This window comes from Olivibacter jilunii (assembly GCF_900607235.1).
In the GTDB taxonomy this organism is placed as follows: Bacteria; Bacteroidota; Bacteroidia; order Sphingobacteriales; family Sphingobacteriaceae; genus Olivibacter; species Olivibacter oleidegradans.
In genome coordinates this window covers 379,506-403,880 of record NZ_LR027851.1, presented here as the reverse complement: position 1 = coordinate 403,880, position 24,375 = coordinate 379,506, and the positions used below count along the sequence as shown (strand labels likewise).

Genomic DNA, 24,375 nt, shown 5'->3' with positions numbered 1-24,375 from the left:
ATCAATATTATACTTATGACCCACCTTTTACAGCTGAACAGTAACACCGCCTCCTTTGCCGACTTCAAGAAAAATAAAGAGATTCCAAAAATTATTGAAGCAAATGTACTGAAAGCCCTTTCCTATTATCCGGAACTTCAGGACACCCATATTCGCTTCGAATTTAAACAACACATCAAAAAATCGGTTATGCAAGCCCAACCGGCGGCCTTATCATTGCTCCGGAGAAAAGAAAACAGAATCTACAAAATAAATATCAGCGCTCTGTTTCGGCTCACCCATACCGCTATCCCGATCCATCAACTCCCCGATAGTATTATAATTGGATGGATTGGCCATGAACTTGGGCATATTATGGATTATGAATCAAGAAGTACCTGGAGCATAATTGGTTTTGGGATTTCCTACCTGCTTTCAAAAAAGTTCATTCAGCGCGCGGAACTTATCGCTGATACCTTTGCGGTAAACCATGGTTTGGGCGCCTATATCATAGAAACAAAACGCTTTATTCTCGAACATGCGGATATACCACAAGCTTATAAAGATCGAATTGCCCGATTATATACCTCGCCCGATGAAATTGTAGAACAAGTTAAAGCATTAGAGGAAGAGCGGGAGCTACCCTAAAGCATTCAAAAACTTCTCTAAGGCCAAAAACTCGTTATCTTTCATCACCCTTGGTATCTTCACCTGTCCACCGAGCTTCTTGGTTTGTGCACTCCACTCATAAAAATGGTTAATAGGAACCAGTTTTACCTCTACCGATTTTAGCGCCTTGTTTCTTGCCACATCATAGTTCTTGTTCAAAGCACGTAATTGATTGTCCAGGTAATCGGCTACTTTCGTGGCATCAGCCGATAGGTTAGTTGTTCCCAGAATCCATCGATTTTTGTAATCGCCATCGTTCACCAAAGCCGCAACCGTGAATTCTTCAATCGTGGTATTAAATTCCCTTTCCACCAAACGCATCGCTTCATTCATTTGGTAAACGGATAATTGCTCACCCACCACATTTAAATAATGCTTGGTACGCCCACTTATCTTAATCTCCATTCTCTCTTTGTTGGTCACCATCACGGTGTCGCCAATCATATAGCGCCAAGCGCCCGCTACGGTCGAAATAAGGAGAACATAATTCACGTTCTCTTCTACCTCCGCAGTACTTAGCACCTGCGCCTGCGGTTTAATCGTCCCGTCTTTTTCCATATTTGCCTCAGTGAAGGGCACAAACTCAAAGAATACGCCATTATCCGTAATCAAAGCCATGTCGGCGTCCGGACGTTTTTGTGTAGCCAGGTAGCCTTCGGAGGCCAAATAAGTATCAATATAGACAAGTGGTTTCGCAACTAGTTTCTCGAAGCTCTTCCGATAGGGTTCAAAGGCCACGCCACCGGAAGTATATACTGCCAAATTCGGCCATACGTCATGAATGGTATTCAATTTATTAAAAGAAATGATTTCCTTTAACATCAGTTCCGTCCATGACGGAATACCCGTAATGCTACCAATATCCCACTCGGGCGCCCGCTCTGCTATCTGTCTTATTTTCTGTTCCCAGTTATCCAGCGAAGCAATTTCGCTTCCGGGCTTATAGAACTTTCTAAACCAAAAAGGAATATTTGCCGCACTGATCCCGCTGATTTCCCCCTCCAGGTGATCATCCTTTTGAATCAGGTTAGTACTGCTACCGAGCATCAATATTTGCTTTTCAAAAAATGTGGGTGGGAGGTCAAAGTTCTTTAAGCTTGTTATTTGTTGGATGCCCGCTCTACGGATCGCTTCCAGCATATCCTCGGTTACAGGTATGTATTTACTGTTGCTTGTGGTGCCGCTGCTTATCGCAAAGTACGACTGTCCACCCGGCCAGGTAACATTTTGATGTCCCGCCAGTAGGTAATGCCACCATTCAGCATACAACTTATCATAATCAAAAATCGGTACCGCCTGTTGAAAAGCTTGAATCAAAGATTTGTGCGTTAAGATCTTTTGAAAATCATATTGTTTTCCGAAAGCGGTAAGCTGGGCTTTTTCCAAAAGTTTTCCCAATACCCGATTTTGTTCTTTCACCGGGTCGGCTTCCGTACCAATCGCATCCGAAAGATGAATTGCCTGCTTAATGATTTTACCTATGATGGCCATAGAAATTTGATCAATCAGTTACGCCACTACTGTGGCAACATTATTTTTGTTAGTTCCCGATTAAAACTCATCAGTGATGGCTATACCGGTACCTGCGCCTGCTCGTACAACAAACCTTCCGCTTTTAGTTCTTGCCAAAAAGCGGTAGGAACCGGTGTTTCCAAAGCCTTCGCATTTGATATTACCTGTTCAGGTTTGCTGGCGCCCAGGATGATGGATACAAACTCGTCTGCTGCCAGTACAAAATGGAGGGCGGCCGTGATGATGTCAATCCCATGGCGCCTGGCAATCGCATCAATGCGATCCCTTTTTTCTCGGAAGCCTTTTGGAATAACTTCTTTATAATTATAACGATCGCGTCCAGCTATAAATCCGGAATTATAGCCCGCACCCGATACCAGTTGTACCCCGGCCTTTCTTACGGCAGGCAAAAGGCGGTCAACGGCGTCTTCATGTGCCAGAATAGAATATTGCGTGGCTGATAAGCAGATATCCGGATCGGCCCGCTCGATGCAATCAAGAATGGGCTCTATCTGATTAACGCCCATACCCCAAGCATTAATAATGCCCTGATCCCGATAATCGCTTAACACCTTGAAGGCGCCCTCTGTCGCCTGTTTCAGGAAATAAGGATATCGATCGCCCACCTGATCTTCTGATAAATCATGCACGAAAACGATGTCAATCCGATCTAATCCTGTGCGTTTCAAACTATCGTCCAGCGATCGCTTCACTGCGTCCGCAGTATAGTTATGTTCAAAATCATAGGGCAAAGGATCTTGCCACATGGTAGGTGGAACTTGCTTTTCAGGGACCTCGCGGAAAAGCCGACCTACTTTAGTAGAAAAAACGAAATCTTCCCGTACTTTATCCCCTAAGAACGTTCCGAAAGCCCGCTCACTTTTAGTGAGCCCATACCAAGGCGAAGTATCGTAGTAACGTATACCTACGTCCCAAGCCTTTGCTAAAACTTCCTGCGCTTGGTCATGGCTTATTTTTTCAAACGCTGTACCGATAGCGACACCACCTAGCCCTAGTTTTTCTTTCAGGTGAAAAGCACCTTCCTTAATCCATGTTTTCATAATGTTTATTCCGTTTTACATTCCCCCTTTTATTTACCATTTAAAAACCTAATTGTTTTTCTCGAGTCTCACTTAATTGCTTGCCGGAAAGTCCTACCCACCACTTAACCACCGTCCTATTAACAAAACCGAACAACAAGTGTTCATATTCGTACAGCGTTTCAGCATAAAATGGCCTTTGAATCGCCTTACAATCGTTTATATAAAATGGCTTCCTATTTGAGCTGATTTTAGCAATCCAATTTATTACGATATGTTCAGACATTATTTTCGGATAGCGATACGATCCATAGCTCGTTATAAATCTTATGCTGCCATTAATATTTTCGGCTTGGCCTTAGGGCTTGCCTCTTGCATATTAATCTTTCTCATTGTTCGGAATGAGCTTAGTTATGATCAATATCATAAGCAAGCAGCCAGAACATACCGGGTTACGTCGTTGGGTTTGGATTATAATCCAAGTGTTTCATTTGCCGTTGCACCCGCCCTCAGAAATGATTTTCCTGAGCTGGAACACGTTTCACAATACTATTATTGGCGAGAAAGTATGATCGAGATCAATCACGAACGTTTTATCCTAAAAGACGTTGCCGCTGCCGATAATGAATTTGCCAAGATATTTGATTTAGTTTGGTTGGCAGGTGATCCCAATTCAGCCTTGGAAGCACCGAATACGATTGTACTTACCGAGAGCACCGCAAAACAATATTTCGGAGATCAGAACCCTATCGGGCAGACCATCCGTATGGATAACGATTGGGAACTGAAGGTAACCGGTCTTATTAAAGACCTACCCGGTAATACCCATTTAACCTTTAAATCATTGGTCTCTTGGGCAACATTCCATGATGAAACGAGCAATTTTTGGTCGATACAAGGAGGATACCTATACGTTACTTTACCTGAAAAACTATCCGCCGCCACTGTTGAACAAAGGCTTCCGGCCTTTATTAAAAAAAATTGGCGCGAAGCCGTTGAAAAAGAAAAAGCTACGCTATTGTTACAACCATTAACCGATATACATTACGATCAACGATATCTCAACCAGACCAGTATGCCGCGGTCTAAAAAAAGCATATACGGTTTAGCAGCAGTTGGTTTATTCATTTTAGTAATCGCCTGCATTAATTTTGTAAATATGGCTACCGCTTTTGCTTTAAAACGCTCCAAAGATGTGGGCATCCGAAAAGTAATCGGTGCCAAGCCCATTCAGATTATTAAAAGTGCGCTCTCAGAAATAGTCATTCAAGTGATCATTGCATTAGGACTGGCAATAGGTTGTCTATTGTTATTTATCCCTTATACGGAAGGATTCTTTGGTACCCGTATCAACGCCAATCAGCTTTTACACATAGATGTTCTTATTGGCCTTTTTATTATTTCACTATTCGCGATTTTGATCTCCGGCGTATACCCCGCCTTGATCCAGTCGCGTTTCAATCAATTGCAGATTTTAAAGTCGTCTTTCTCAACTGCCGTTAAAGGAACTACCATCTTAAAAAGAGGACTGATCGGTATTCAGTTTTTGGTAACTCAATTGCTCATTATAAGCACCTTTATTGTAGCCAAGCAGATGGATTTCTTTCTTAATAAAGACATTGGTTTTGATAAAGAATCCATTATCACTTTTGATATGGGAAAAAACCCCGAGGGATTGCGTCAGCTACTTTCAAACCAACCCGGTGTTAAAGACTTTAGTTTTGCTTCCGTTGCGCCGGCTTACAACAATAATTATATGCCTTTTTCTGCGCCGAATTTAGGCATGCAAGAAGTAGATGTAACCGAAATGAAGGTGGTAGATGAAAATTATTTTTCCATGTTTGGACTAAAAATGTTGGCTGGATTACCTATTACCAAGAGCATTATGCCGCAGGACAGTATTTTGAGAATTGTCGTCAATAAAACCCTTGTAAACCGATTAGGAATACAAAATTATAATGATGCGTTGGGACAACAGATAACAGTAGGCGATCGTAGGGCAGAAATCCAGGGCGTGGCGGCCGATTTTCAAAGCGAATCCAAGCACAAAAAAATCAGGGCTTGCTTTCTTTATTACAATCCTGAAAGATTTCAGCAAGCAAGTGTGAAGCTTCAATCGAACCACATCAAACAGACCATCGCGTCCATCAACAAAGAATGGTCAGTGCTCAATCCCGAATCTTTATTCAATTATGAATTCATTGATAATAAGCTTGCAAGATTATATGAACGCGAGCAAACACTCTATAATACCTTTAAAGTGTTTACGTTTATTGCCATTCTTATCAGCTGCGTAGGGCTGCTCGGATTGGTGTCATTAATGGCCGTTCAACGTGTAAAAGAGATTGGTGTCCGCAAAGTATTGGGTGCATCAGTAAACAATATTGTGCTGCTCTTCTTAAAAGACTTTGTCATATTGATCGGCATCTCCTTCGTAATAGCCGTACCCATTGCCTGGTACGCTATGCACAGTTGGCTACAAGAATTTGCCTATCAGATTAAAATAAGCCCGTTACATTTTATGGTCGGCTTGCTGGTTACGCTCTTTATTGCCGGGACTACTGTTTTTATCCGTAGCTTCATCGCCGCTACCGGCAATCCAATTAAAGCAATAAAAGAGGAGTAAGGTTAGTTAATAGGTTTTAGAAATTAGCTTTCAGCAGTCAGCTTTCGGCTTTAGGCAGTGCCAGCCCCATCATCAAATTGGCTAATCGGCTCATTGGCTAATTATGGATTTCGGATATCGGCAGTCAGCTTTGGTTAGCCTGCCCGTATGTAGGCGCTACTGCTATTACGACAATTCTAGAACTCAACCACTGAGCTACTCAACAACTCCGGCACCTGCAATAAGTCGCAATCCCCCTCACAATTTGACGTTTATACCCTAATATCTCTTTCAATTTTTCGATAGTTTTGTTATTAATAAAATGGGTCTGAAATAAAATAAAAATAAACTTATGAGAACATTAGAATTCACAAAAGAAATTAAAGCACCCGCCCAAAAAGTTTGGGATGTACTTTGGAACGACGACACCTATTCAAAATGGACAAACGCTTTTAATCCAAATGGCGGTTCCCGCATGCAAAGCGATTGGCAGGTAGGTGGTAGAACACTTTTCCTAGATAACAATGGCAACGGCATGGTAAGTACCATTAAAAGTAAAAACGAACCCTACGACGTGGTATTCGAGCACGTTGGAGAAATAATGGATGGTAAAGAAGACACCACCAGCGAGCAGGTTAAAAGCTGGGCAGGCTCATTAGAAGAATATCACCTTTCTGAAACCAACGGCTTCACTACACTGAAAGCGTCCGTACAAGTGGGAGAAGAATGGGTGGATATGATGAGCAAAGGGTTTACCGAAGGACTGGAAACCGTTAAAACACTCTCGGAACAATAGTTTCCCTTCGCTTCTTTTAGATAACGACGTTTGGTTCGATTAAAAAAGAATGTCCGGCTCTTAACGGCCGGACATTCTCGAAGGTTGCTGGTAAAACTACTTTCCTACTTAACTACTTAACTATTTCTACTCATTCAAACTACTTTCGAAATCGTTAGGCTATCGGCTCGGCTTTGAAACCCTTGCGTTGGATGATCGCGACTACCTCATCCTTTGTAATGCCCTTCGAACTGACGGTAAGGATTTTGTCTGCATTATCTGTATCAACATGCCAGTGACAGATACCGTCTGCACTATCTAAATCCGGTTGAACTTTTGATACACATCCGCCACAGTTAAGATTGGTTTTGAATTGATATTCTTTGTTCTCCATTGTTTTAAAATTTAGTGTTATTTAATACGCCAAATTTCGGTACAATGTTGATGCCCCTTGTTGTACAATTTCTTGTTTGATTTATGAGATTTACTGTTAGTTTCTCGATGTTATTCCAAGTTATTAGTGGCAACGTCATATCCTTGCTGCACAGGTAGCCATCGGCTTAAAAAAAATCGTTCATCAAGCCCTGAGGCGCATTATTTCTTATGGAATTTCGGCAATGATTGTTAAATTGAAGGAGTGGAGAGTCTATTATTACACTTTATCCAAAGGCTTTCTTTTATCCTCGCGTATTTGTTTAAAATGGCTTGGGGAAAGTCCGGTTACTTTTTTGAACTGATTACTTAAATAGGCAACACTCGAATAATTCAGACGGTAAGCAATCTCGCTCAACGACAGTTCATCATATACCAGCAGCTCCTTTACTTTTTCTATTTTTTGCGCAATAAAATACTTTTCGATCGTCGTCCCTTCTACTTCAGAAAACAAGTTAGACAAGTAATTATAATCATGGTTCAATCTGTCGCTTAGCACATCTGAAAGATTCGTTTTAGCATCATTATCCCTGTGATGAACCAAATCAATAATTATATTCTTTATCTTCTCAATGGTGCGGCTTTTTTTGTCGTCAATTAACTCAAAGCCTAAGGGATTCAAAGCCTGCTTTAATGCATCTTTCTGTTCAACCGATAATTCATCAGTAAGACTAACCTCACCCAATTTGACGCTTTTAGCGGCGATGCCAAGTTTATCCAGTTCATGCTGTACCACCATAATACAACGGTTACAGACCATATTTTTCACAAATAATGTATTCATACCCTTTCTAAACTGCAAACTAAAGAATATAAAATAAATTTCGGCGATCTGCTTTCGGCTGCCAGCCGTCGGCTTTCATTAGCCTGCCCAGCGGTAGGCAGGTACCCCGCTACTCAACGTTCACATTCATATACTCATCCTCTCCATCCAACTGCCTCAGTGAACAAGGGAACTTGTTAGTTGAGAACATGTCTTACGCCCCATAAAGCTCCTAGTAACTATTCCCTACTCACTGTTAACGATTAACTATTCCCCACTCACTATCAACTATTCCACAATTCACTCATCACTTACGAAAAGCCTACGCAACTACTTAACTACTCAACGACTCAACAACTCAACTAAAACTCAATAATATTTCCTTCTAAACCAAAATGCGAGATTAACCAGGGCAATCAATGCGGGGACCTCTACCAAGGGGCCGATAACTCCCGCAAAGGCTTGGCCCGAATTGATCCCGAACACCCCAATCGCTACAGCAATAGCCAGCTCAAAATTATTTCCGGTTGCTGTAAAAGCGATCGACGTGTTTTTTGAATAATCCGCTCCGAAACGTTTGCCGATCATGAAACTGAAAATGAACATAAAAGTAAAATAAATAACCAAAGGAAGGGCTATCCGAACCACATCCATCGGAATCTGCACAATCAATTCGCCTTTTAGACTGAACATGACCACGATGGTAAATAACAAGGCAATCAGCGTAATAGGTGATATAAAAGGCAGAAACTTTTCCTGAAACCATTGCTCTCCTTTCATAGCAATCAGCCCGTAGCGACTGATCAGTCCCATGGCAAAAGGAATCCCCAGATAAATACCTACGCTTTTGGCTATTTCGCTGATGGTAATGTGTACTTCTGCCCCTTCAATTCCGAATAAAGGAGGGAGTACCGTAATAAAAATATAAGCGAATACGCTATAGAACAGTACCTGAAATATACTGTTAAGCGCAATTAGCCCCGCTGCATATTCTCGGTTTCCTTCAGCAAGTTCATTCCAAACCACCACCATAGCAATACAACGCGCCAAACCGATCAAGATCAAGCCAATCATATATTCGGGATAATCTCTTAAAAACGTGACGGCTAAAAAGAACATCAGTAGCGGGCCTATTAGCCAATTTAGAATCAGCGAGACGCTGAGCACCTTTACATCTTTAAATACGTTCCCTAAGTTTTCATACTTCACCTTTGCCAAAGGCGGATACATCATTAATATCAAGCCGATCGCCAAGGGAATGTTTGTTGTGCCACTCGAGTACGAATTAATAAAAGCCGCTGTAGACGGAATAAAATAACCCATTCCAACACCTATGGCCATGGCGAGAAAAATCCATAAAGTCAGATAACGATCAAGAAAGCTTAACTGTTTACGGCCGGCAATCGGTGCGCAATTATTCGCTGACATATCGTTCGTTATTAACATGTTCATCGATAAAATCCTTCATATAGGCTTTAACCAGATCCCTGACCGCCCGAAACTCGTTCAGGATTTCTTCTGAAGTGCCCACCGCCTTTGCCGGATCGGGAAAATTGTGATGAAACTGCTTCGCTTTGGTAGGGAAGTAAGGACAGCTTTCCTTTGCATTGTCACACACGGTGATGACATAATCGAAATCAATATGGCTGTATTCATCTACATGATTGGAGGTGTGCCCGGAGATGTCGATACCGTCCTCTTTCATGACCTGTATCGCTTTCGGATTAACGCCGTGCGTTTCAATTCCCGCGCTGTATACCTCAGCCTTTCCTTGCGCAAAATGCCGTAAATAACCTTCTGCCAACTGACTGCGGCAGCTATTGCCGGTACATAATACCAAAATTTTCTTCATTGTTCTTTTTGTTTTATTTAGTCAATTCCTACCGTCTTACTCCGACGTTCCATTAATATCGTATTGCGCCACGTATTCTCGTGTTTACCAACCTTTTCCCGATAGCCCAATTTCCGAAAGCCATGCTTTTCATGTAGGCGAATACTTGCCTCATTTTCCGGGAAAATACCGGACTGAAGAGTCCAGAGACCTTGCGCTTCGCTACTTTCTATGAGTGTATTCATCAACAAATCACCCACACCTTTTCCACGGTAATCTTCATGTACGTATACACTTACTTCCGCCACACCGGCATAAACGCAACGACTTGAAACCGGAGAAAGAGCCGCCCATCCCGCAACGCTCCCATCAACGCTTGCTAAAAAACGAGAATGCCTGAGATGCGATCGATCCCAATCCTCCCAACTTGGTGCTTCTGTTTGAAAAGTTGCCTGGCCAGTTGCTATTCCCTGTAGATAAATAGCGCGCACTGCGGGCCAGTCTGTTTCAGTAATGATACTAATTTCCATTAGTTAATTTGTTTTAGCAGCATCCGGAACCGGGGGTACAACTTTGGATAGTCGCTAGATTGACCATCCTATTTTGGCTTTCTTCTTCCTGAGCGGGCGCACAGCATGTCTCGTTCTGATCCTTCGGACCACAACTACCACCACGCCCAATCGCTTTGCATTGCGTAGCATCCGGAATAAGGTCAACTACGAGGTTTTCACCTTTCAAAATCAAGTTCCCCGGAAATAGTTGACGGGTATCAAATTCCGAATTACCAAATTCAATCTTAACAATACCGCCAGGATTTAAAGGAAGGGACTTCTCTACCAATTCAATAATCGACAAGGCTTTACCCACCTTCATGGCCCTTTCCGAACCGTCCGAAGCCGGCTCCCAAAGCTGCACAATAATCTCCGTCCAGGCATTCATCACACCTCCACAATCAACCGAAGTAATAGGCGCTTGTTTAATCTCGGTGATATGGTATGAGGCATCCACCCATTTATCTTCGGCGTACTGAAATTGTAAAATAGCCTCTACATTCCTTGTCAATTGGGATTTGAAATCGCCCCAAGTCATTAGTTCCGTCGTATTCATAATATTGCAATTTAACGATATATTAGGTTAAATTTTTTTAACAGCACTCGTTGTTCGGCACGTATCCATTTAAAAAAGCGCCTACTGTTTCTTTCAGCAGCTGCCAATTTTCAGGGTGAATGCAATAGCAGACACTGACCCCTTCAATGGTACCCTGTATCAATCCCGCTGTTTTAAGTTCTTTTAAATGCTGCGATATAGTTGCTTGCGCCAAACCCAGCTCTTCCACCAGATCCCCATTGATACAAGTCTTTGAAGCCATGATGTATTGCAAGATGGCAATACGGGCGGGATGGGCCATTGCTTTCAAAAGAACAGCTATTCTGTTCTGCTCTTCCGTAAATATTTCTGTTCTGGTAACGCCCATGATCTTATTATTTATTGCAATATTACGATAAATATTTTTAAGATGCAAATAGTGCTAGCAGCTTTCGGATGTCGGCTTTCAGCTTTCGTTAGCCTGCCGGTAGCTTGACGCTGCTGTAACTGTTTTTGTCATTATTTTTACAACTCAACTATTTAACCACTCGACAACTCAACTACTTAACCACTCGACAACTCAACTACTTAACCACTCAACAACTCAACTACTTAACCACTCAACAACTCAACTACTTAACCACTCAACAACTCAACTACTTAACCACTCAACTAGTTAACTACTCAACTACTTAACGACTCGACAACTCAACTACTTAGCCACTCGACAACTCAACTACTTAACGACTCGACAACTCAACTACTTAACAACTCAACTACTTAACTACTCAACTACTTAACCACTCAACAACTCAACTACTTAACCACTCAACAACTTAACCACTTAACTACTCAACTAGTTAACTATCCTCACAACTGAAATTCATCACTCATCATTTGTATCAGCTTTCGAATGTCGGCTTTCCTTCTAAGGATTTCATGATTATTTTTAATTAATATTATTTGTTGTTCTTTTTCTTGACAAAAAGAACCAGAAGTCAAGGCTGTCTAGGTTTCGCTAAAAATTCAATTGCCCCGCGCCGTTCTGCGGAGCCGCCCCAATCCTCATTTCTTTCCCTCCACTTCTTCGCATAACGTTTTTTCTACCCTTCTAATTGAATTTTCTTTACGCTCACCCTAGAAGGCCGTTTTGTACCACCCGCGAGAGCCCCGTGTGATTTCATCACTTGCAACGACAACTCACGACTCAACCACTTAGCTACTCAACTACTTAACCACTCGACAACTCAACAACTTAACCACTCAACAACTCAACTACTTAACCACTTAACTACTCAACTACTTAACCACTTAACTACTCAACTACTTAACCACTTAACTACTCAACTACTTAACCACTCAACAACTTAACCACTTAACTACTCAACTAGTTAACTATCCTCACAACTGAAATTCATCACTCATCATTTGTATCAGCTTTCGGATGTCGGCTTTCCTTCTAAGGATTTCATGATTATTTCTAATTAATATTATTTGTTGTTCTTTTTCTTGACAAAAAGAACCAAAAGTCAAGGCTGTCTAGGTTTCGCTAAAAATTCAATTGCCCCGCGCCGTTCTGCGGAGCCGCCCCAATCCTCATTTCTTTCCCTCCACTTCTTCGCATAACGTTTTTTCTACCCTTCTAATTGAATTTTCTTTACGCTCACCCTAGAAGGCCGTTTTGTACCACCCGCGAGAGCCCCGTGTGATTTCATCACTTGCAACGACAACTCACGACTCAACCACTTAGCTACTCAACTACTTAACCACTCGACAACTCAACAACTTAACCACTCAACAACTCAACTACTTAACCACTTAACTACTCAACTACTTAACCACTTAACTACTCAACTACTTAACCACTTAACTACTCAACTACTTAACCACTCAACAACTTAACCACTTAACTACTCAACTAGTTAACTATCCTCACAACTGAAATTCATCACTCATCATTTGTATCAGCTTTCGGATGTCGGCTTTCCTTCTAAGGATTTCATGATTATTTCTAATTAATATTATTTGTTGTTCTTTTTCTTGACAAAAAGAACCAAAAGTCAAGGCTGTCTAGGTTTCGCTAAAAATTCAATTGCCCCGCGCCGTTCTGCGGAGCCGCCCCAATCCTCATTTCTTTCCCTCCACTTCTTCGCATAACGTTTTTTCTACCCTTCTAATTGAATTTTCTTTACGCTCACCCTAGAAGGCCGTTTTGTACCACCCGCGAGAGCCCCGTGTGATTTCATCACTTGCAACGACAACTCAACTACTTAACCACTCGACAACTCAACCACTTAACTACTCAACTACTTAACCACTCAACAACTTAACCACTCAACTACTTAACAACTTAGCTACTCAACAACTCAACTACTTAACCACTCAACAACTCAACTACTTAGCTACTCAACCAACGGCTTTCACTGACATCGAACAAAATGAACAGAATGAACTTTCCTTTTTTAATAAATAGATAATTATATTTATTTAATATTATAAACGTTAGTTTCTTTATGGAATAGTAATCGTGCTGTTAACAGAGCAGTTGCGGCATGTTTAAATCGTTAAAAACTCGACACAATGACAAAGGAACAAGAATTCTACGCATTATTCCAAAACATGCAACGTCCTGAATATCCTTTCCCTAATCTAATTTCTCCCTTTGCACAAGAGATGCGGGAAATATATTATAATTGGATCGATACAGATTATACCTTTCATTCCGAGAAAGCACGCGAAACACACAAAAAGCATGTGCTGACAGATATAGCAGCCCGTGGTTTACCCTTCTTAAAAACGCTGGATGAGCTATTTCCGATCGCAAGTTTCGCAGCCAATGGAGCCATGATGGATGATTATTTTGACCATTGTAGCCACGAAGAAATGTGTCGTATAAGACAACGGAGTATGGCCATACTCAGTGGACAAGAGAAAGAAGAGCCTACAGACTTCGGCATATTCCGTCAGTTCTACTTAATAAGGCAACGGGCCATTAAATGTGGCATGCCACAGCGGCTGTATGATAAATTCATAGCTAGTATTCATACCCTGTTAATCGGTTATCAGGATGAAAAACGCTATATGAAGGCCGATACTATGCCCCCATTCCCAGTCTATTTGGTACTTCGCGAAGATACCAGTGGCGGTTTACCTTTTTGTAAATATGTAGCCATGCAAAAAGATTTTCGCAATTTGCCCGATGAGGTGTTAGAACATCCCCATATTTTGAGCTTGCACACCTTGGCAGCCCTTATGATCGGCGTGCATAACGACATAATCTCATTACCGAAGGAGTTGAGTCGGAAAGGTGATGTCATCAATATCGTAAAAGTTATACACAATGAAAATAACGTATCATGGGAAGAAGCCTATAAGATGGCCCTGGATTATCATGATAAGCTTCTAAACGAGTTTAAGATACTACACGAGCACTTACCAAATTTCGGGCGGTGGCAGGAACTTGCCTATGATTACGTATATACAATCGGGATTATGATACAAGGCGTATACGCCTGGCATACCAATGATAAATCCCGCTACGTTCCCGGTGGCTATGTAGAACCCGAATACCAAGGCCCGGAATAAAGCGACATTTATATTTAAGTATTAAGGGAATTAGTAATGCCTGTCGGCAGGCATTACTAATTCCCTATTTTTGGTTTTCAGTGGTGCCGCAGCCACGTTATTAGCGCTATTTTACTACTTACCGACTGAACTACTTAGCACTACTAGCAGGTCACAAACATCATCCCTAATTCCAGATAGATCGAACGTTTAAGATCTCCAAATCAGTTACCTCAATATTATTTCCCCAGAAATGGAAGCCTTCTTTATTATTGTCTTCCGCTTTTCTAGGCATGGAATAAGAGTAGGCACCGCCATCAATAAATACTTCAACGCTGGTTTTATCGATGTAAATATCGGCCGAAATTTCCATACTGGTTGGATCGTTCGGCGAATAAAACAGACCATTCAGTTTATTATAATTCAAATCATAATCTACAATTCGTTGCCCAAAAAGATTAAGCCCGGCACTAGTGGCATGAGACAATTTAATGGTCGTCTTCACCCGCAAGCCATCCGCCTCCGAATATGGTGCAAGCAATTGATTAGCACGTTCGGTTGTTAAGTTCGTTTCCTTCCGAACCGATGTAAAAAGCTGTTCTGTTTCTTTAACGGGCCGACTAAAAAGGCGGGGGCCCTCTTTCGTATTGCGCAGCGTTAGCTCCGTTGGCAATTGCATCATCCCTCTAAAAGGCATACCGGGATGTGTTATTTGTCCCCAGCCAATTTGCACACGTCGTCCGTCCGGCATATCCGTAAAGGTTTGTGCCGCATAAACTGATCCTGTTGTATAGACATATTTACCAGCTTCCGGCTTAAACACTTTCCCATCAAAAGACCCCAGCATATAAGTACCCGAAGCACCATACATCACCCATTTGGTATTATTGATATCCCCATCTACCGGCAGTTCGAAAAGTTCGGGGCACTCCCAAAAACCGGTAACATGACTTTCGTAGTTCCACTTTTTCAAATCGTTAGAGGTATAGATAGAATGACCATCCCGCTCGTTAAGCACCATTACCCAGTGTTTTCCCGGTTTGTACCAAAACACCTTCGGATCGCGCGTGTCCGGGCTATTCCACTTCGCTTTGGAATCAATGATTGGATTCGATTCGTATTTTGTAAACGTCCGCCCTTTATCGAGGCTGTAGGCAATACACTGCACCTGCTTATCCGGCCCGGCTGCCGTATAAGCAGCTACCATAGCGGGCGTTTTACCTTTATTATAACCAGCTGTATTGTTATAATCGATTACAGCCGAACCTGAAAACATCGTTCCCAGCTCATCCGGATAAAGTGCATCCGGCAACTCCGTCCAGTGTACCAAATCTTTACTCACTGCATGCCCCCAGTGCATATTCTCCCATTCATTCTCATAAGGATTATGCTGGTAAAACAAATGATACTCCCCTTCATAAAAAAGTAAACCATTCGGATCATTGATCCATCCCCTGCGGGTCGTAAAATGAAACTGTGGCCGATTTTTCTCTTTATAAAGGCTATCTTGTCCAGCCAGTTTATCATTCTGATAAATTTTCGCCAGTCCTGCCTCATCACCCTCATAGCTTATCTTCAATGTTTTTCCTCGCAAATCCGAAACATCTTTAAAAACCCAATAATCAGGTGTAGCTTTAGTCAGTCTAATAACCACCGAAAGATCAGCTTTACCATCCACACTGAAAGTCATCTTCCGGCGCTCTTCCTTATGTGATACCGGAAAGTTAAGGTATTTCTTATTGATTTTGATTTCAATCTCACCTGCACTTAATGGAAGATAGTTAATCGACAGCAGGGCAATTGTTAAAAATTTGATCGCAAAAGTTCTCATCTGTTTGTTTTTTTATCATTTATTAAGTCGAGCCAAAGGCTAGTCATTCTTTATTTATTGCTTCTTATTATCATCGCCCGTACATCAAGGCCTGGCATACCAATAGGTTGTTGCCGCAATATCCACATAACCACTATCCCAGCTGAGCATTTCCATATCAAATGAAAATTGCTTACTAAAAGGTATGGCATCCAGTATGCGCGTCCGGGTAAATGTATTATGTCCTGTTGACGAAGTATGATCCGCCCGTGTTGCATTGGCAAAAGGTGTTTGGTAAATAACCACCGGCGCCCATGAGGTGTTGTAATAATCCTCCAATCCTGTACCAAATTCAGACGGAAAAGCTTCCCCGTCGACATAAGCTTTAGCATCCCCTTCCCCGTACCATGAATTCATATGATTCAGCGTCGCTAAGGTATTACCAACATATACCCCTTTACCCTTGATCGCAATGAAATTCCAGTCAATCGGTGCGCGGGCATCCCCTTTGGGGTTCTTCTCCGCATCATAATCCCACTTAGCGTCCCATACGTGTTCTTCCATTTTTGTGAAGGCATGAAAATACATTGCTCGTTCATCCCATTTAAAATCATCCGTTCCAACTGAAAGACTTAATTCGACAGGAAAATTATTGTTATTGATTAAGCGTATCACTGCCGACTTCTGAAAAGGCATCACCCATCGTGAGACGAGCGTTTGTTTATTTGCGAGCGTTCTATACCAACTTGCTATATCGCTCCCCCCATAGCCGCTACCTATAAAATCACCCAAGGGGCACAATACCGTTTCCTTGCCATCAAAGGATATTTTCAATACCACGTTCCTCCAGAGCGCCTCCTGATCGCGGTTTAACTTACTCATTTGGATTTTAAGCAGACGAATAGCCTTATGAGCATCCCTTAAATTCAGCGCACATTCCTCCGCAGGGTTCAATTTTTTTGAGATAGAATCCGTTACGCTAAAATTTGCCGATGGGTTCCAAAGGACACTTTCTGTATTATCAATTTCTTTTTTTAATCGTCGTAACTGCTCAAAGGAAAACGTTTCGGCTTTTATATTTTTTGGATATGTTCGGTAGTTGATCTGATAATAATGAGGCTTCTTTTTACTTGCACTATCAGCAAACTCCCATGTTATTTTGCAATGCTTCGCATAAACCAAAGGTAAATATAACGTATTCCCTCCCTTTCCCCGCGGATCATAATTCGTATGCGGGTTCAACAATGCCGGCCCCAACCCCAATCCTGCCTTCAATAAATCAAACCCGGGAACCGTAATCCTAGCTTCCTTTTCATGATCAAAATAAAAACGCATCGTTCCGGGTTTTTCCAAACAGGTGAGCCAAAAACGGACAATTGCACCTGGGCCTTCAGCGTCCATCATCACATGCTCTTCTCGTCCTTCATGCTCTTCCCGACGGATAAACTGATTAAAATCACTATTTGCAAACCATCCCGCCCTATTGCGCACGGTGGATCTTCTGTCATAACTGCTTACTTGTTTTAATGTATATGCAGGTTCAGGATAGCGAGCAACCTCCTCAACCTCACGCATCTCTTGCAATAACTTCTCCGTATTGACCACTTCCTGACAATGGCCGTAACGGACTGCAAAACCAATGGTTGCACAAATCAGTAAAAGAATTTTAGTTTTCATTTGATTTATTTATTGGTTCCCTTTTTCAAACTTAGATAAATTCATTTTATATGCCATGAATGACGTATTTTATAGAGGAATTTAATTACCAGCCGAAGTTCTGCACGTATAAACCCTGACTAAAGTTAATTTGATTCTGTGGGATCGGTAAATACTCATCTCTGTTTTTCTTGAAAGCGGCGCCCGCCAAATGGGGTGTTCTTCTTTGCTCAGCAGAAAAATAATCATTAATAAACTCGGCCGCAATACCCCACCGAACGAGGTCAAAAAAGCGATAACCTTCCATAGCAAATTCCAATCTGCGTTCAAAACGCAGCGCTTTACGCGCAAATTCATTGGTCCAAACGCAATTCACTCCTGGCTGATAAGTATCGATAAAGTAACTGGAAGTAGGCCTACCATCTGCCTGTGTCAATCGTGCCGCACTTTTCTGCGCGCGTTGCCTAATCAAATTAATTAGTGGCAGTGCCTCTTGTTCACGTCCCAGTTCAATTAAAGCTTCCGCTTTTATGAGTAACACATCCGCATACCTAATCACCGGCCAATCTTTAGCGCTCGACATAAAAGGTGGATATTTCATAAAAGTCGGATCGGTATAAGCAACCGTTTCTTTCATACTCATAAAGTTGCCATAAGTGGCATTGTCACGATTCCATGAAGCCTGAAACACCAGATCTTTTTGGTATTTATAGGGATGTCCGGGAATGGCCACAGTATGATCCAAACGCGTATCGAAGCTTTGCATTTTAAAATCTCCGGTAGGAACAACATCATGGGCATTATAGTCATCCAGCAGCGGCAATCCGTCAGCATTCGTTTTAAATGCGTTCACCAGATTAGAACTCGGCTGATGAAATCCACAGCAACCATATTCCTGGTTCATAGGATAATTGGTTCCCACACCGGCATTAATCCGTCCTTGTGGTGTGCCGTCGCTTTTTGAGAAAACGATGGCAAATACCGTCTCTGGACCATTTTCATATTCGGAAAGAAAATTTTCCGCAAAATCTTCAGAAAGGCGATATCTTCCCGAATTGATCACACTGTCGCAATACGCTACTACTTCATTCAATTTCGCTTGGTCTTTTGATAACACATTATGCTGATCATCCTGCACATAACTTTGGTAAAGCAATGTTTTTGCTAGGTAAGATTGGGCAGCCCCCTTTGTAATACGCGATGACTCTGCCTGCGCCAGCGGTAAATGCTGTGTAGCAAAGCGAAAATCTTCTGCTATTTTTGTCCATAGTTCATCGTTACTGTACAGATCATTCCCGATAGTTTGATAGGCTGATTTTTCAACACTTTCGTCGATGTAAGGTACTCGTTTAAAAAGAATTTTTAATAGAAAATAAAAGTGTGCCCGAAGGAAACGTACTTCAGCAATGCGCATTAACTTCTGTGGGAATATGTCATCACCTATTTCATTCAGCAGCGCTAAGGCTGCATTACATCTCGCCACGCCCACATACAAACGGAACCAAGTACCATCACTTTCTCCGAGGTCTACCCGATTGATTGAAAACAATTCGTAAGCGTGCACGTCGTTCTGGTCGCCCGTTCCGCCCCCGCCCTTGTAAGCGTCTCCGCCCCGCACACTTCCGTAGGCCCACATCGTTGTATAAGGTGTACTCCAATGATCATTACCCAAGGCTGAGTAAGCACTGATTACCATCGCCTCCACATTTTCGGGTGTTTTCAGATTTTCATTAAACACGACGCCTTGCGGCAGTTTTTCCAAATTTTTCGAGCAGCCAAAAAACAAGATGGCATACACAACCAATATTATGACAGGTAAATTTTTCATTTGCTAGTATTTTTAAATCAGATGATGATGGAAAATATATTAGAAGGATAGATTAAAACCCACTGTTGCAATTACCGGTATCGGATAGGCGTTCCCCGGATTTTCAGGATCTGGAGCTGTATAGGCCCGGTTCTTCCAACGTAGCAAGTTAGATGCCTGCATGTATACACGTGCCCGCGTTACATTAAACCTTTCAAAAGCATCCTTCAGATCATATCCGATTTCAATGTTCCGTAATTTGAAATAACTTCTAGGCTCTAAAAAATAGGTTGAAAATCTGTTCTCATTATTCGTATTGACCAAAGTTAAGGCAGGAACACTTGCCCCGGCGTTCTCAGGGGTCCAAGCATCCATTACGCGGCTGCCCCAATTTGATCCCGGTGCCAGCGAAGTAAAATCTGTCAGATTTTTATAGCTATTATTTACGACTCCTCCCTGTACGCCCTGAAAGAAAACGGCAATATTGAATCGCTTATAGCTTAGGGTTAAATTCAAGCCGTAAGTAAAATCAGGATCCGAGGTACCTAAGTACTGCTGGTCGTTATTATCAATCCGTCCATTCTGATCAAGGTCAAGGTAACGGATGCGACCAAGTGCCTTTCCCGGCTGTTCCGGGCTGTTATCAACTTCCTCTTGCGTCGTGAACAAGCCATCAGCCACCCAACCGAAGTGCGTATTTGGCGAGTGTCCGATAATCGTGTAGGTTGTACCATTACCTGGGTAACCGATAATTGCATTGTTAGGAAGCGCTGTTATCTTTAAACGGTTTCTGGTAATATTAGCCGCAATATCCAATTGAATATCCTCGGTCAAATCTTGGCTATAACTGATCGCCGCCTCCAAGCCCTTGTTTTGCAGCGAAGCACCGTTAATCCATGTATTTCCCCCTTCACCTACTACGCCCAAGTAAGGCGGGCTGATCAAAATATCGTCTGTATTCTTTATATAATATTCAACTGAACCGATAAGCCGATTGGAGAACAATCCAAAATCCGCTCCAAAATTAGATTGCGTGGTGGTTTCCCATTTAAGATCCGGGTTTCCGGTTTGGATGGCGGTATATCCGGTAGGAAGCGTACCGGTGCCCTGTCCACCTATGTCATAAGCGCTGCCTTCGCTTGGTTCCCAGGTCAGGTCCGTTCCATAAATGGCACGATAGAGTGAATAGGTAGCATATGCAGGAATGCTTTGATTACCCGTTTGCCCCCAGCTATACCGGAGTTTAAAATCCGAAATGAAATTTACATTGTCTTTAAAAAAGGCCTCTTCACTGATGCGCCATCCCAGAGAGGCGGCGGGGAAATTCGCGTAGCGATTGTTCGAACCGAACTTACTCGAACCATCTCTCCGAATGGTCACAGAAGCTAAGTATCGATCATGATAATTATAGTTTGCTTTAAAGAAAAATGACTGTAGCGCGTCCGAATTGCCATCGCCGCGGGCAAGTATATTTCGCGTACCTTGCGTCAAGTAAGCATAGTTCAGATCGGCAATAGCTAGCCCTTGTGCACTGGCATTAAATCCCTGGTACCTATTATTAACCGTTTCAGATCCCAAAAGGAAATTAACACGGTGGTCATTCGAATTCAAGTCATAGGTCAATATATTTTGCCAGGTTAATGATCCACTGTAGTCGAAATTGGTATTAACCTGCGTAACATCACTGTTTAAAAAGCCTGACCGGTATGGCAACTGCAAATGACGATAAAAAGTACCTGCATAATCCACATTAAAAGCCGTTCTAAAATTCAAGCCCGGTAAAACGGAAAGATCCGCAAATGTACTGCTCAAAATGCGGGCAAAGTGGTTGTTATTCTGTCTATTATCTTCGATCAATCTGACCGGATTTTGCCGATCGTCCATCCCGGCCACGGGGCCACCCCAACCACCATTAACCGTACGAACCGGTAAAATGGGATTCAATATCAAGGCCAGCGAGGTGACGTCGCCCGTTGGTATTTGTGCGTCCTTAAAATACGAAAGGTTTAGATTCTCCCCTATCTTCAGTTTACCATTAAACAGCGCATGGTCTACGTTCATACGTAAGGTTAATCGCTGGCTTCGCGTACCTTTGATGATACCCTCATTGTCATAATAACCTAACGAGAAGAAGGACGTTCCATGCTGTCCGCCATTGGAAAGAGCAACATTATATTGTTTAATCTGCGAAACCCGCGAAACTTCGTCAAACCACCGGGTGTCCGATGTGTGCATCGACTGCTCAGGATCCACGTATTGCCCCAGGATTACCGCATTCAATTGCGGATTCGAAAAATCCTTATTCCAATCAAAATCGTAAATCAAACTTAAGGTAGAAGGATCCTGCGGATTATTACGAGACGGGCCGAAACGTCCGTCATTTACAGCAGCCTGCCAATAAGCCCGTGCGCGCTGATCGGTATTCAAGGTATTAATTTTACTATTATAAAACTGCAGGGAATGTGAAGCATCTACATCAATCCGCCGAAGGCCTGATTTACCTCGCTTGGTGGTCACAATAATCACTCCCGCTGCCGCTCTCGATCCATAAATCGAAGCAGCCGATGCATCGCGTAATACCTGCATCGATTCGATGTCGTTCTGATTAATCTCCTGTAATCCCCTTTGCGTTGGCACGCCATCTATAATATATAGGGGGTCATTGCTAATATTCAGTGTGGTTTGGCCTCGCATGCGCACCGTAACACCCCCATTCGGTGCACCGCTCGCGCCAACCTCTACTCCCGGAACCCGCCCTTGCATAGCTTTTACCGGGTTGCCCAGCGGCACATTTTCAATATCTGCCATTTTAACAACAGAAACAGCACCCGTTAAGTCCCTTTTGCGCTCTGAGGTATAGCCCGTTACAATAACATCCTCAAGGGCATTCAAGCTGGTTTTCATGACCACATTGATCGGGTCGCCGTTTCTAATCGTCACCCGGACCGATTCACTTCCCAACATACTGAAGGAGATGCTTTGCCCAACAGCAGCCGCAATGCGATACATCCCCTTATTGTCAGTAATAACAGAACCGGTTTTTCCAACAATAGACACCGTAACTCCTTCCAGCGGAACCGAGCTTGTATCTCGTACTATTCCGGAGATTACAACTTCCTGCGCCGCCGCACGAAGGAGAAAAAACATACTTATACAGTATGCAATCAATACTTGCTTTTTCATATTTGGTTAATTAATTAGATTAGTTTCGGTTTATTATATGGTTAATAGACAAGTTATGTCAGTGGCTCATTGGCCAATTGTGCCTCGATAGCTTCTAAGCTGATACCTTTCGTTTCGGGCATCCACCAAATCACAAACACCAGTTGCAACACCATCATTATCGCAAAGAATAGAAAGGTCATCATGCCTCCAAGCGCCTCTGCCAGTATAGGAAAGGAAAAAGTCACCAACGCCGCCAAAATCCAGTGGATAGAACTTCCAAAGGTTTGCCCCTTTGCCCGCACCTGATTGGGAAAAATTTCTGCAATAAAGACCCAAATAACGGCCCCTTGAGAGAAGGCAAAACAGGCGATAAAAAGCATAAAGTACAGCGAAATATACATACCTGATGATGCCGGATTATTAAAAGAAAAAACAACCAGTAGAAGGGAAATAATAATGCCAATGGAGCCAATTTTCATCAACATTCGTCTACCTACCTTATCAATCAATTGGACAGCCAATAGCGTAAACACAAAATTGGTCATACCAATGCCGATTGTTGAAAGCAATGAAGAATGAACACCCAACCCGGCCATTTCAAAAATGCGTGGTGCATAGTAAATAATGGCATTAATGCCTGAAAATTGATTAAAGAGCGCAAACAGCCCGGCCAATACCAATGGCCTGCGATACGCTTTTACAAAGAGGGCTGGCTGTTTGTTAACGGCTTTTAGTTTTGCTGTATTTTCAATTGCAATGAGCTCTTGTTGATAACCTAGTGGGTTGATAATACTTAATGTTTCTATAGCTTCTTCTCTCCGCAATCCATTCGTCAGCAACCATCTTGGGCTTTCTCGAATAAAATAAATCGCTATTAGGAAAAGGAGAGACGGCACGGCCTGGATGCCCAGCATTAAGCGCCATGACTCTCCCTCTAACTGATTGATTAAATAGTTAGACAAGTAGGAGATCAAAATTCCCAATACAACATTAAATTGAAACAGCCCTACCAATGCACCGCGCCTATCCGACGGTGCGATTTCTGATATATAAATAGGTGCCGTAACCGAAGAAGCACCTACGCCCAAGCCACCAATAAAACGGAAGAGTACAAAAAGGTGCCAGCTGGTGGTAAATGCCGTTCCAAGAGAAGCAAAAAGATAGGCCAATGCCACCAGGTATAATGTTTTTTTACGTCCCAATTTATCCGTCGGATAGGATCCGAGTAACGATCCAATAACGGTTCCGATGAGCGCCACCGAAATGGTAAAGCCATGTTCAAAAATCGTGAGCTGCCAATATTGCTCAATGGCTTTTTCGGCCCCGGAAATAACTGCAGTGTCGAAGCCAAAAAGAAAGCCGCCCAAAGCCACCACTACCGACCATAGTTTCACCATGTGATTTTTCATAATATAGATCTATCTTGATTTGTTGAATTTGCTGTGCAAGGTAGGCCGGTAAAAAGAGAAGGAGCTGCTGCAAATGATCAAATCATTTCATTTTTATAACAAAAATTATCCATCTGACTATCAAATAATTACAAAAACAAAGATGAATTATTCACTGTACGTTTTCGTCAGCGTACCATCTTTTTCAAGTATTATACCATCGGTGTTTAACCACCTAAATGGCGAAAATGCTTTTTTCTCTCCCCAAAAGATCCAATCTCTTATATTTGCCA

Annotated in this window: 19 protein-coding genes; 5 read left to right on the top strand and 14 right to left on the bottom strand. The window is 42.4% G+C overall.

Annotated elements, in window-relative coordinates; all coding sequences use genetic code 11:
• Positions 1-15: 15 nt before the first annotated feature.
• Positions 16-627: a hypothetical protein gene (locus E0E36_RS15620; RefSeq protein WP_165447006.1), complete on the top strand. Its 612-nt coding sequence runs from the start codon at positions 16-18 to the stop codon at positions 625-627.
• On the opposite strand, the gene E0E36_RS15615 is transcribed toward E0E36_RS15620, so the two are convergent.
• The gene (locus tag E0E36_RS15615; RefSeq protein ID WP_130856723.1) at positions 619-2,139 is read right to left on the bottom strand and encodes a GH3 family acyl-acid amido synthetase; all 1,521 of its coding nucleotides are present in this window, start codon (positions 2,137-2,139) and stop codon (positions 619-621) included. The two genes, E0E36_RS15620 and E0E36_RS15615, sit on opposite strands and share 9 nt — an antisense overlap.
• A gap of 80 nt (positions 2,140-2,219) precedes the next feature.
• Positions 2,220-3,221 (bottom strand): aldo/keto reductase, encoded by a 1,002-nt coding sequence (locus tag E0E36_RS15610; protein ID WP_130856722.1) that lies wholly within the window; start codon positions 3,219-3,221, stop codon positions 2,220-2,222.
• Between the two features lie 253 nt (positions 3,222-3,474).
• Between E0E36_RS15610 and E0E36_RS15605 the strand changes: the two genes are divergently transcribed.
• Together E0E36_RS15605 and E0E36_RS15600 are read left to right on the top strand one after the other, a co-directional pair.
• The gene (locus E0E36_RS15605; RefSeq protein ID WP_130856721.1) at positions 3,475-5,826 is read left to right on the top strand and encodes an ABC transporter permease; all 2,352 of its coding nucleotides are present in this window, start codon (positions 3,475-3,477) and stop codon (positions 5,824-5,826) included.
• 331 nt (positions 5,827-6,157) lie between these two features.
• Positions 6,158-6,601, top strand: a complete 444-nt coding sequence (locus E0E36_RS15600; protein ID WP_130856720.1) for an SRPBCC family protein — start codon at positions 6,158-6,160, stop codon at positions 6,599-6,601.
• A 154-nt stretch (positions 6,602-6,755) separates the two neighbouring features.
• On the opposite strand, the gene E0E36_RS15595 is transcribed toward E0E36_RS15600, so the two are convergent.
• The 7 genes from E0E36_RS15595 to E0E36_RS15565 all read right to left on the bottom strand — a co-directional run bounded on the left by E0E36_RS15595 (position 6,756) and on the right by E0E36_RS15565 (position 11,080).
• Positions 6,756-6,974: a heavy-metal-associated domain-containing protein gene (locus tag E0E36_RS15595; RefSeq protein WP_130856719.1), complete on the bottom strand. Its 219-nt coding sequence runs from the start codon at positions 6,972-6,974 to the stop codon at positions 6,756-6,758.
• A 258-nt stretch (positions 6,975-7,232) separates the two neighbouring features.
• Positions 7,233-7,796 carry a helix-turn-helix domain-containing protein gene (locus E0E36_RS15590; protein ID WP_130856718.1) on the bottom strand — a complete coding sequence of 188 codons (564 nt, stop codon included), beginning with the start codon at positions 7,794-7,796 and terminating at the stop codon, positions 7,233-7,235.
• 348 nt (positions 7,797-8,144) lie between these two features.
• On the bottom strand, positions 8,145-9,203 hold the full coding sequence (arsB, locus tag E0E36_RS15585; RefSeq protein ID WP_130856717.1) for an ACR3 family arsenite efflux transporter: 1,059 nt from the start codon (positions 9,201-9,203) through the stop codon (positions 8,145-8,147).
• Positions 9,190-9,627 (bottom strand): arsenate reductase ArsC, encoded by a 438-nt coding sequence (locus E0E36_RS15580; RefSeq protein ID WP_130856716.1) that lies wholly within the window; start codon positions 9,625-9,627, stop codon positions 9,190-9,192. The genes arsB and E0E36_RS15580 overlap by 14 nt, the downstream gene beginning before the upstream one ends.
• Positions 9,628-9,644: 17 nt before the next feature.
• Positions 9,645-10,136 (bottom strand): GNAT family N-acetyltransferase, encoded by a 492-nt coding sequence (locus E0E36_RS15575; protein WP_130856715.1) that lies wholly within the window; start codon positions 10,134-10,136, stop codon positions 9,645-9,647.
• Between the two features lie 13 nt (positions 10,137-10,149).
• A complete protein-coding gene (locus tag E0E36_RS15570; protein ID WP_130856714.1) occupies positions 10,150-10,713 on the bottom strand; it encodes a DUF6428 family protein in 564 nt (187 codons plus the stop codon).
• A gap of 37 nt (positions 10,714-10,750) precedes the next feature.
• The gene (locus tag E0E36_RS15565) at positions 10,751-11,080 is read right to left on the bottom strand and encodes an ArsR/SmtB family transcription factor (protein ID WP_013667996.1); all 330 of its coding nucleotides are present in this window, start codon (positions 11,078-11,080) and stop codon (positions 10,751-10,753) included.
• A 125-nt stretch (positions 11,081-11,205) separates the two neighbouring features.
• Between E0E36_RS15565 and E0E36_RS28380 the strand changes: the two genes are divergently transcribed.
• Both E0E36_RS28380 and E0E36_RS15560 read left to right on the top strand, forming a co-directional pair.
• Positions 11,206-11,388, top strand: coding sequence for a hypothetical protein (locus E0E36_RS28380; RefSeq protein ID WP_377477543.1), 183 nt, complete (start codon positions 11,206-11,208; stop codon positions 11,386-11,388).
• A gap of 1,884 nt (positions 11,389-13,272) precedes the next feature.
• Positions 13,273-14,277 carry a terpene synthase family protein gene (locus E0E36_RS15560; protein WP_130856713.1) on the top strand — a complete coding sequence of 335 codons (1,005 nt, stop codon included), beginning with the start codon at positions 13,273-13,275 and terminating at the stop codon, positions 14,275-14,277.
• Between the two features lie 166 nt (positions 14,278-14,443).
• Here the strand turns inward: E0E36_RS15560 and E0E36_RS15555 are convergent, their stop codons facing one another.
• From E0E36_RS15555 to E0E36_RS15535, 5 genes are all read right to left on the bottom strand, one after another.
• On the bottom strand, positions 14,444-16,087 hold the full coding sequence (locus tag E0E36_RS15555) for a glycoside hydrolase family 32 protein (RefSeq protein ID WP_130856712.1): 1,644 nt from the start codon (positions 16,085-16,087) through the stop codon (positions 14,444-14,446).
• Positions 16,088-16,171: 84 nt separating this feature from the next.
• A complete protein-coding gene (locus tag E0E36_RS15550) occupies positions 16,172-17,743 on the bottom strand; it encodes a glycoside hydrolase family 172 protein (protein ID WP_130856711.1) in 1,572 nt (523 codons plus the stop codon).
• Between the two features lie 85 nt (positions 17,744-17,828).
• Positions 17,829-19,550 (bottom strand): RagB/SusD family nutrient uptake outer membrane protein, encoded by a 1,722-nt coding sequence (locus E0E36_RS15545; RefSeq protein ID WP_130856710.1) that lies wholly within the window; start codon positions 19,548-19,550, stop codon positions 17,829-17,831.
• 39 nt (positions 19,551-19,589) lie between these two features.
• Positions 19,590-22,712: a SusC/RagA family TonB-linked outer membrane protein gene (locus E0E36_RS15540; protein WP_130856709.1), complete on the bottom strand. Its 3,123-nt coding sequence runs from the start codon at positions 22,710-22,712 to the stop codon at positions 19,590-19,592.
• A gap of 53 nt (positions 22,713-22,765) precedes the next feature.
• A complete protein-coding gene (locus E0E36_RS15535) occupies positions 22,766-24,103 on the bottom strand; it encodes a sugar porter family MFS transporter (protein WP_130856708.1) in 1,338 nt (445 codons plus the stop codon).
• Positions 24,104-24,375: the final 272 nt, after the last annotated feature.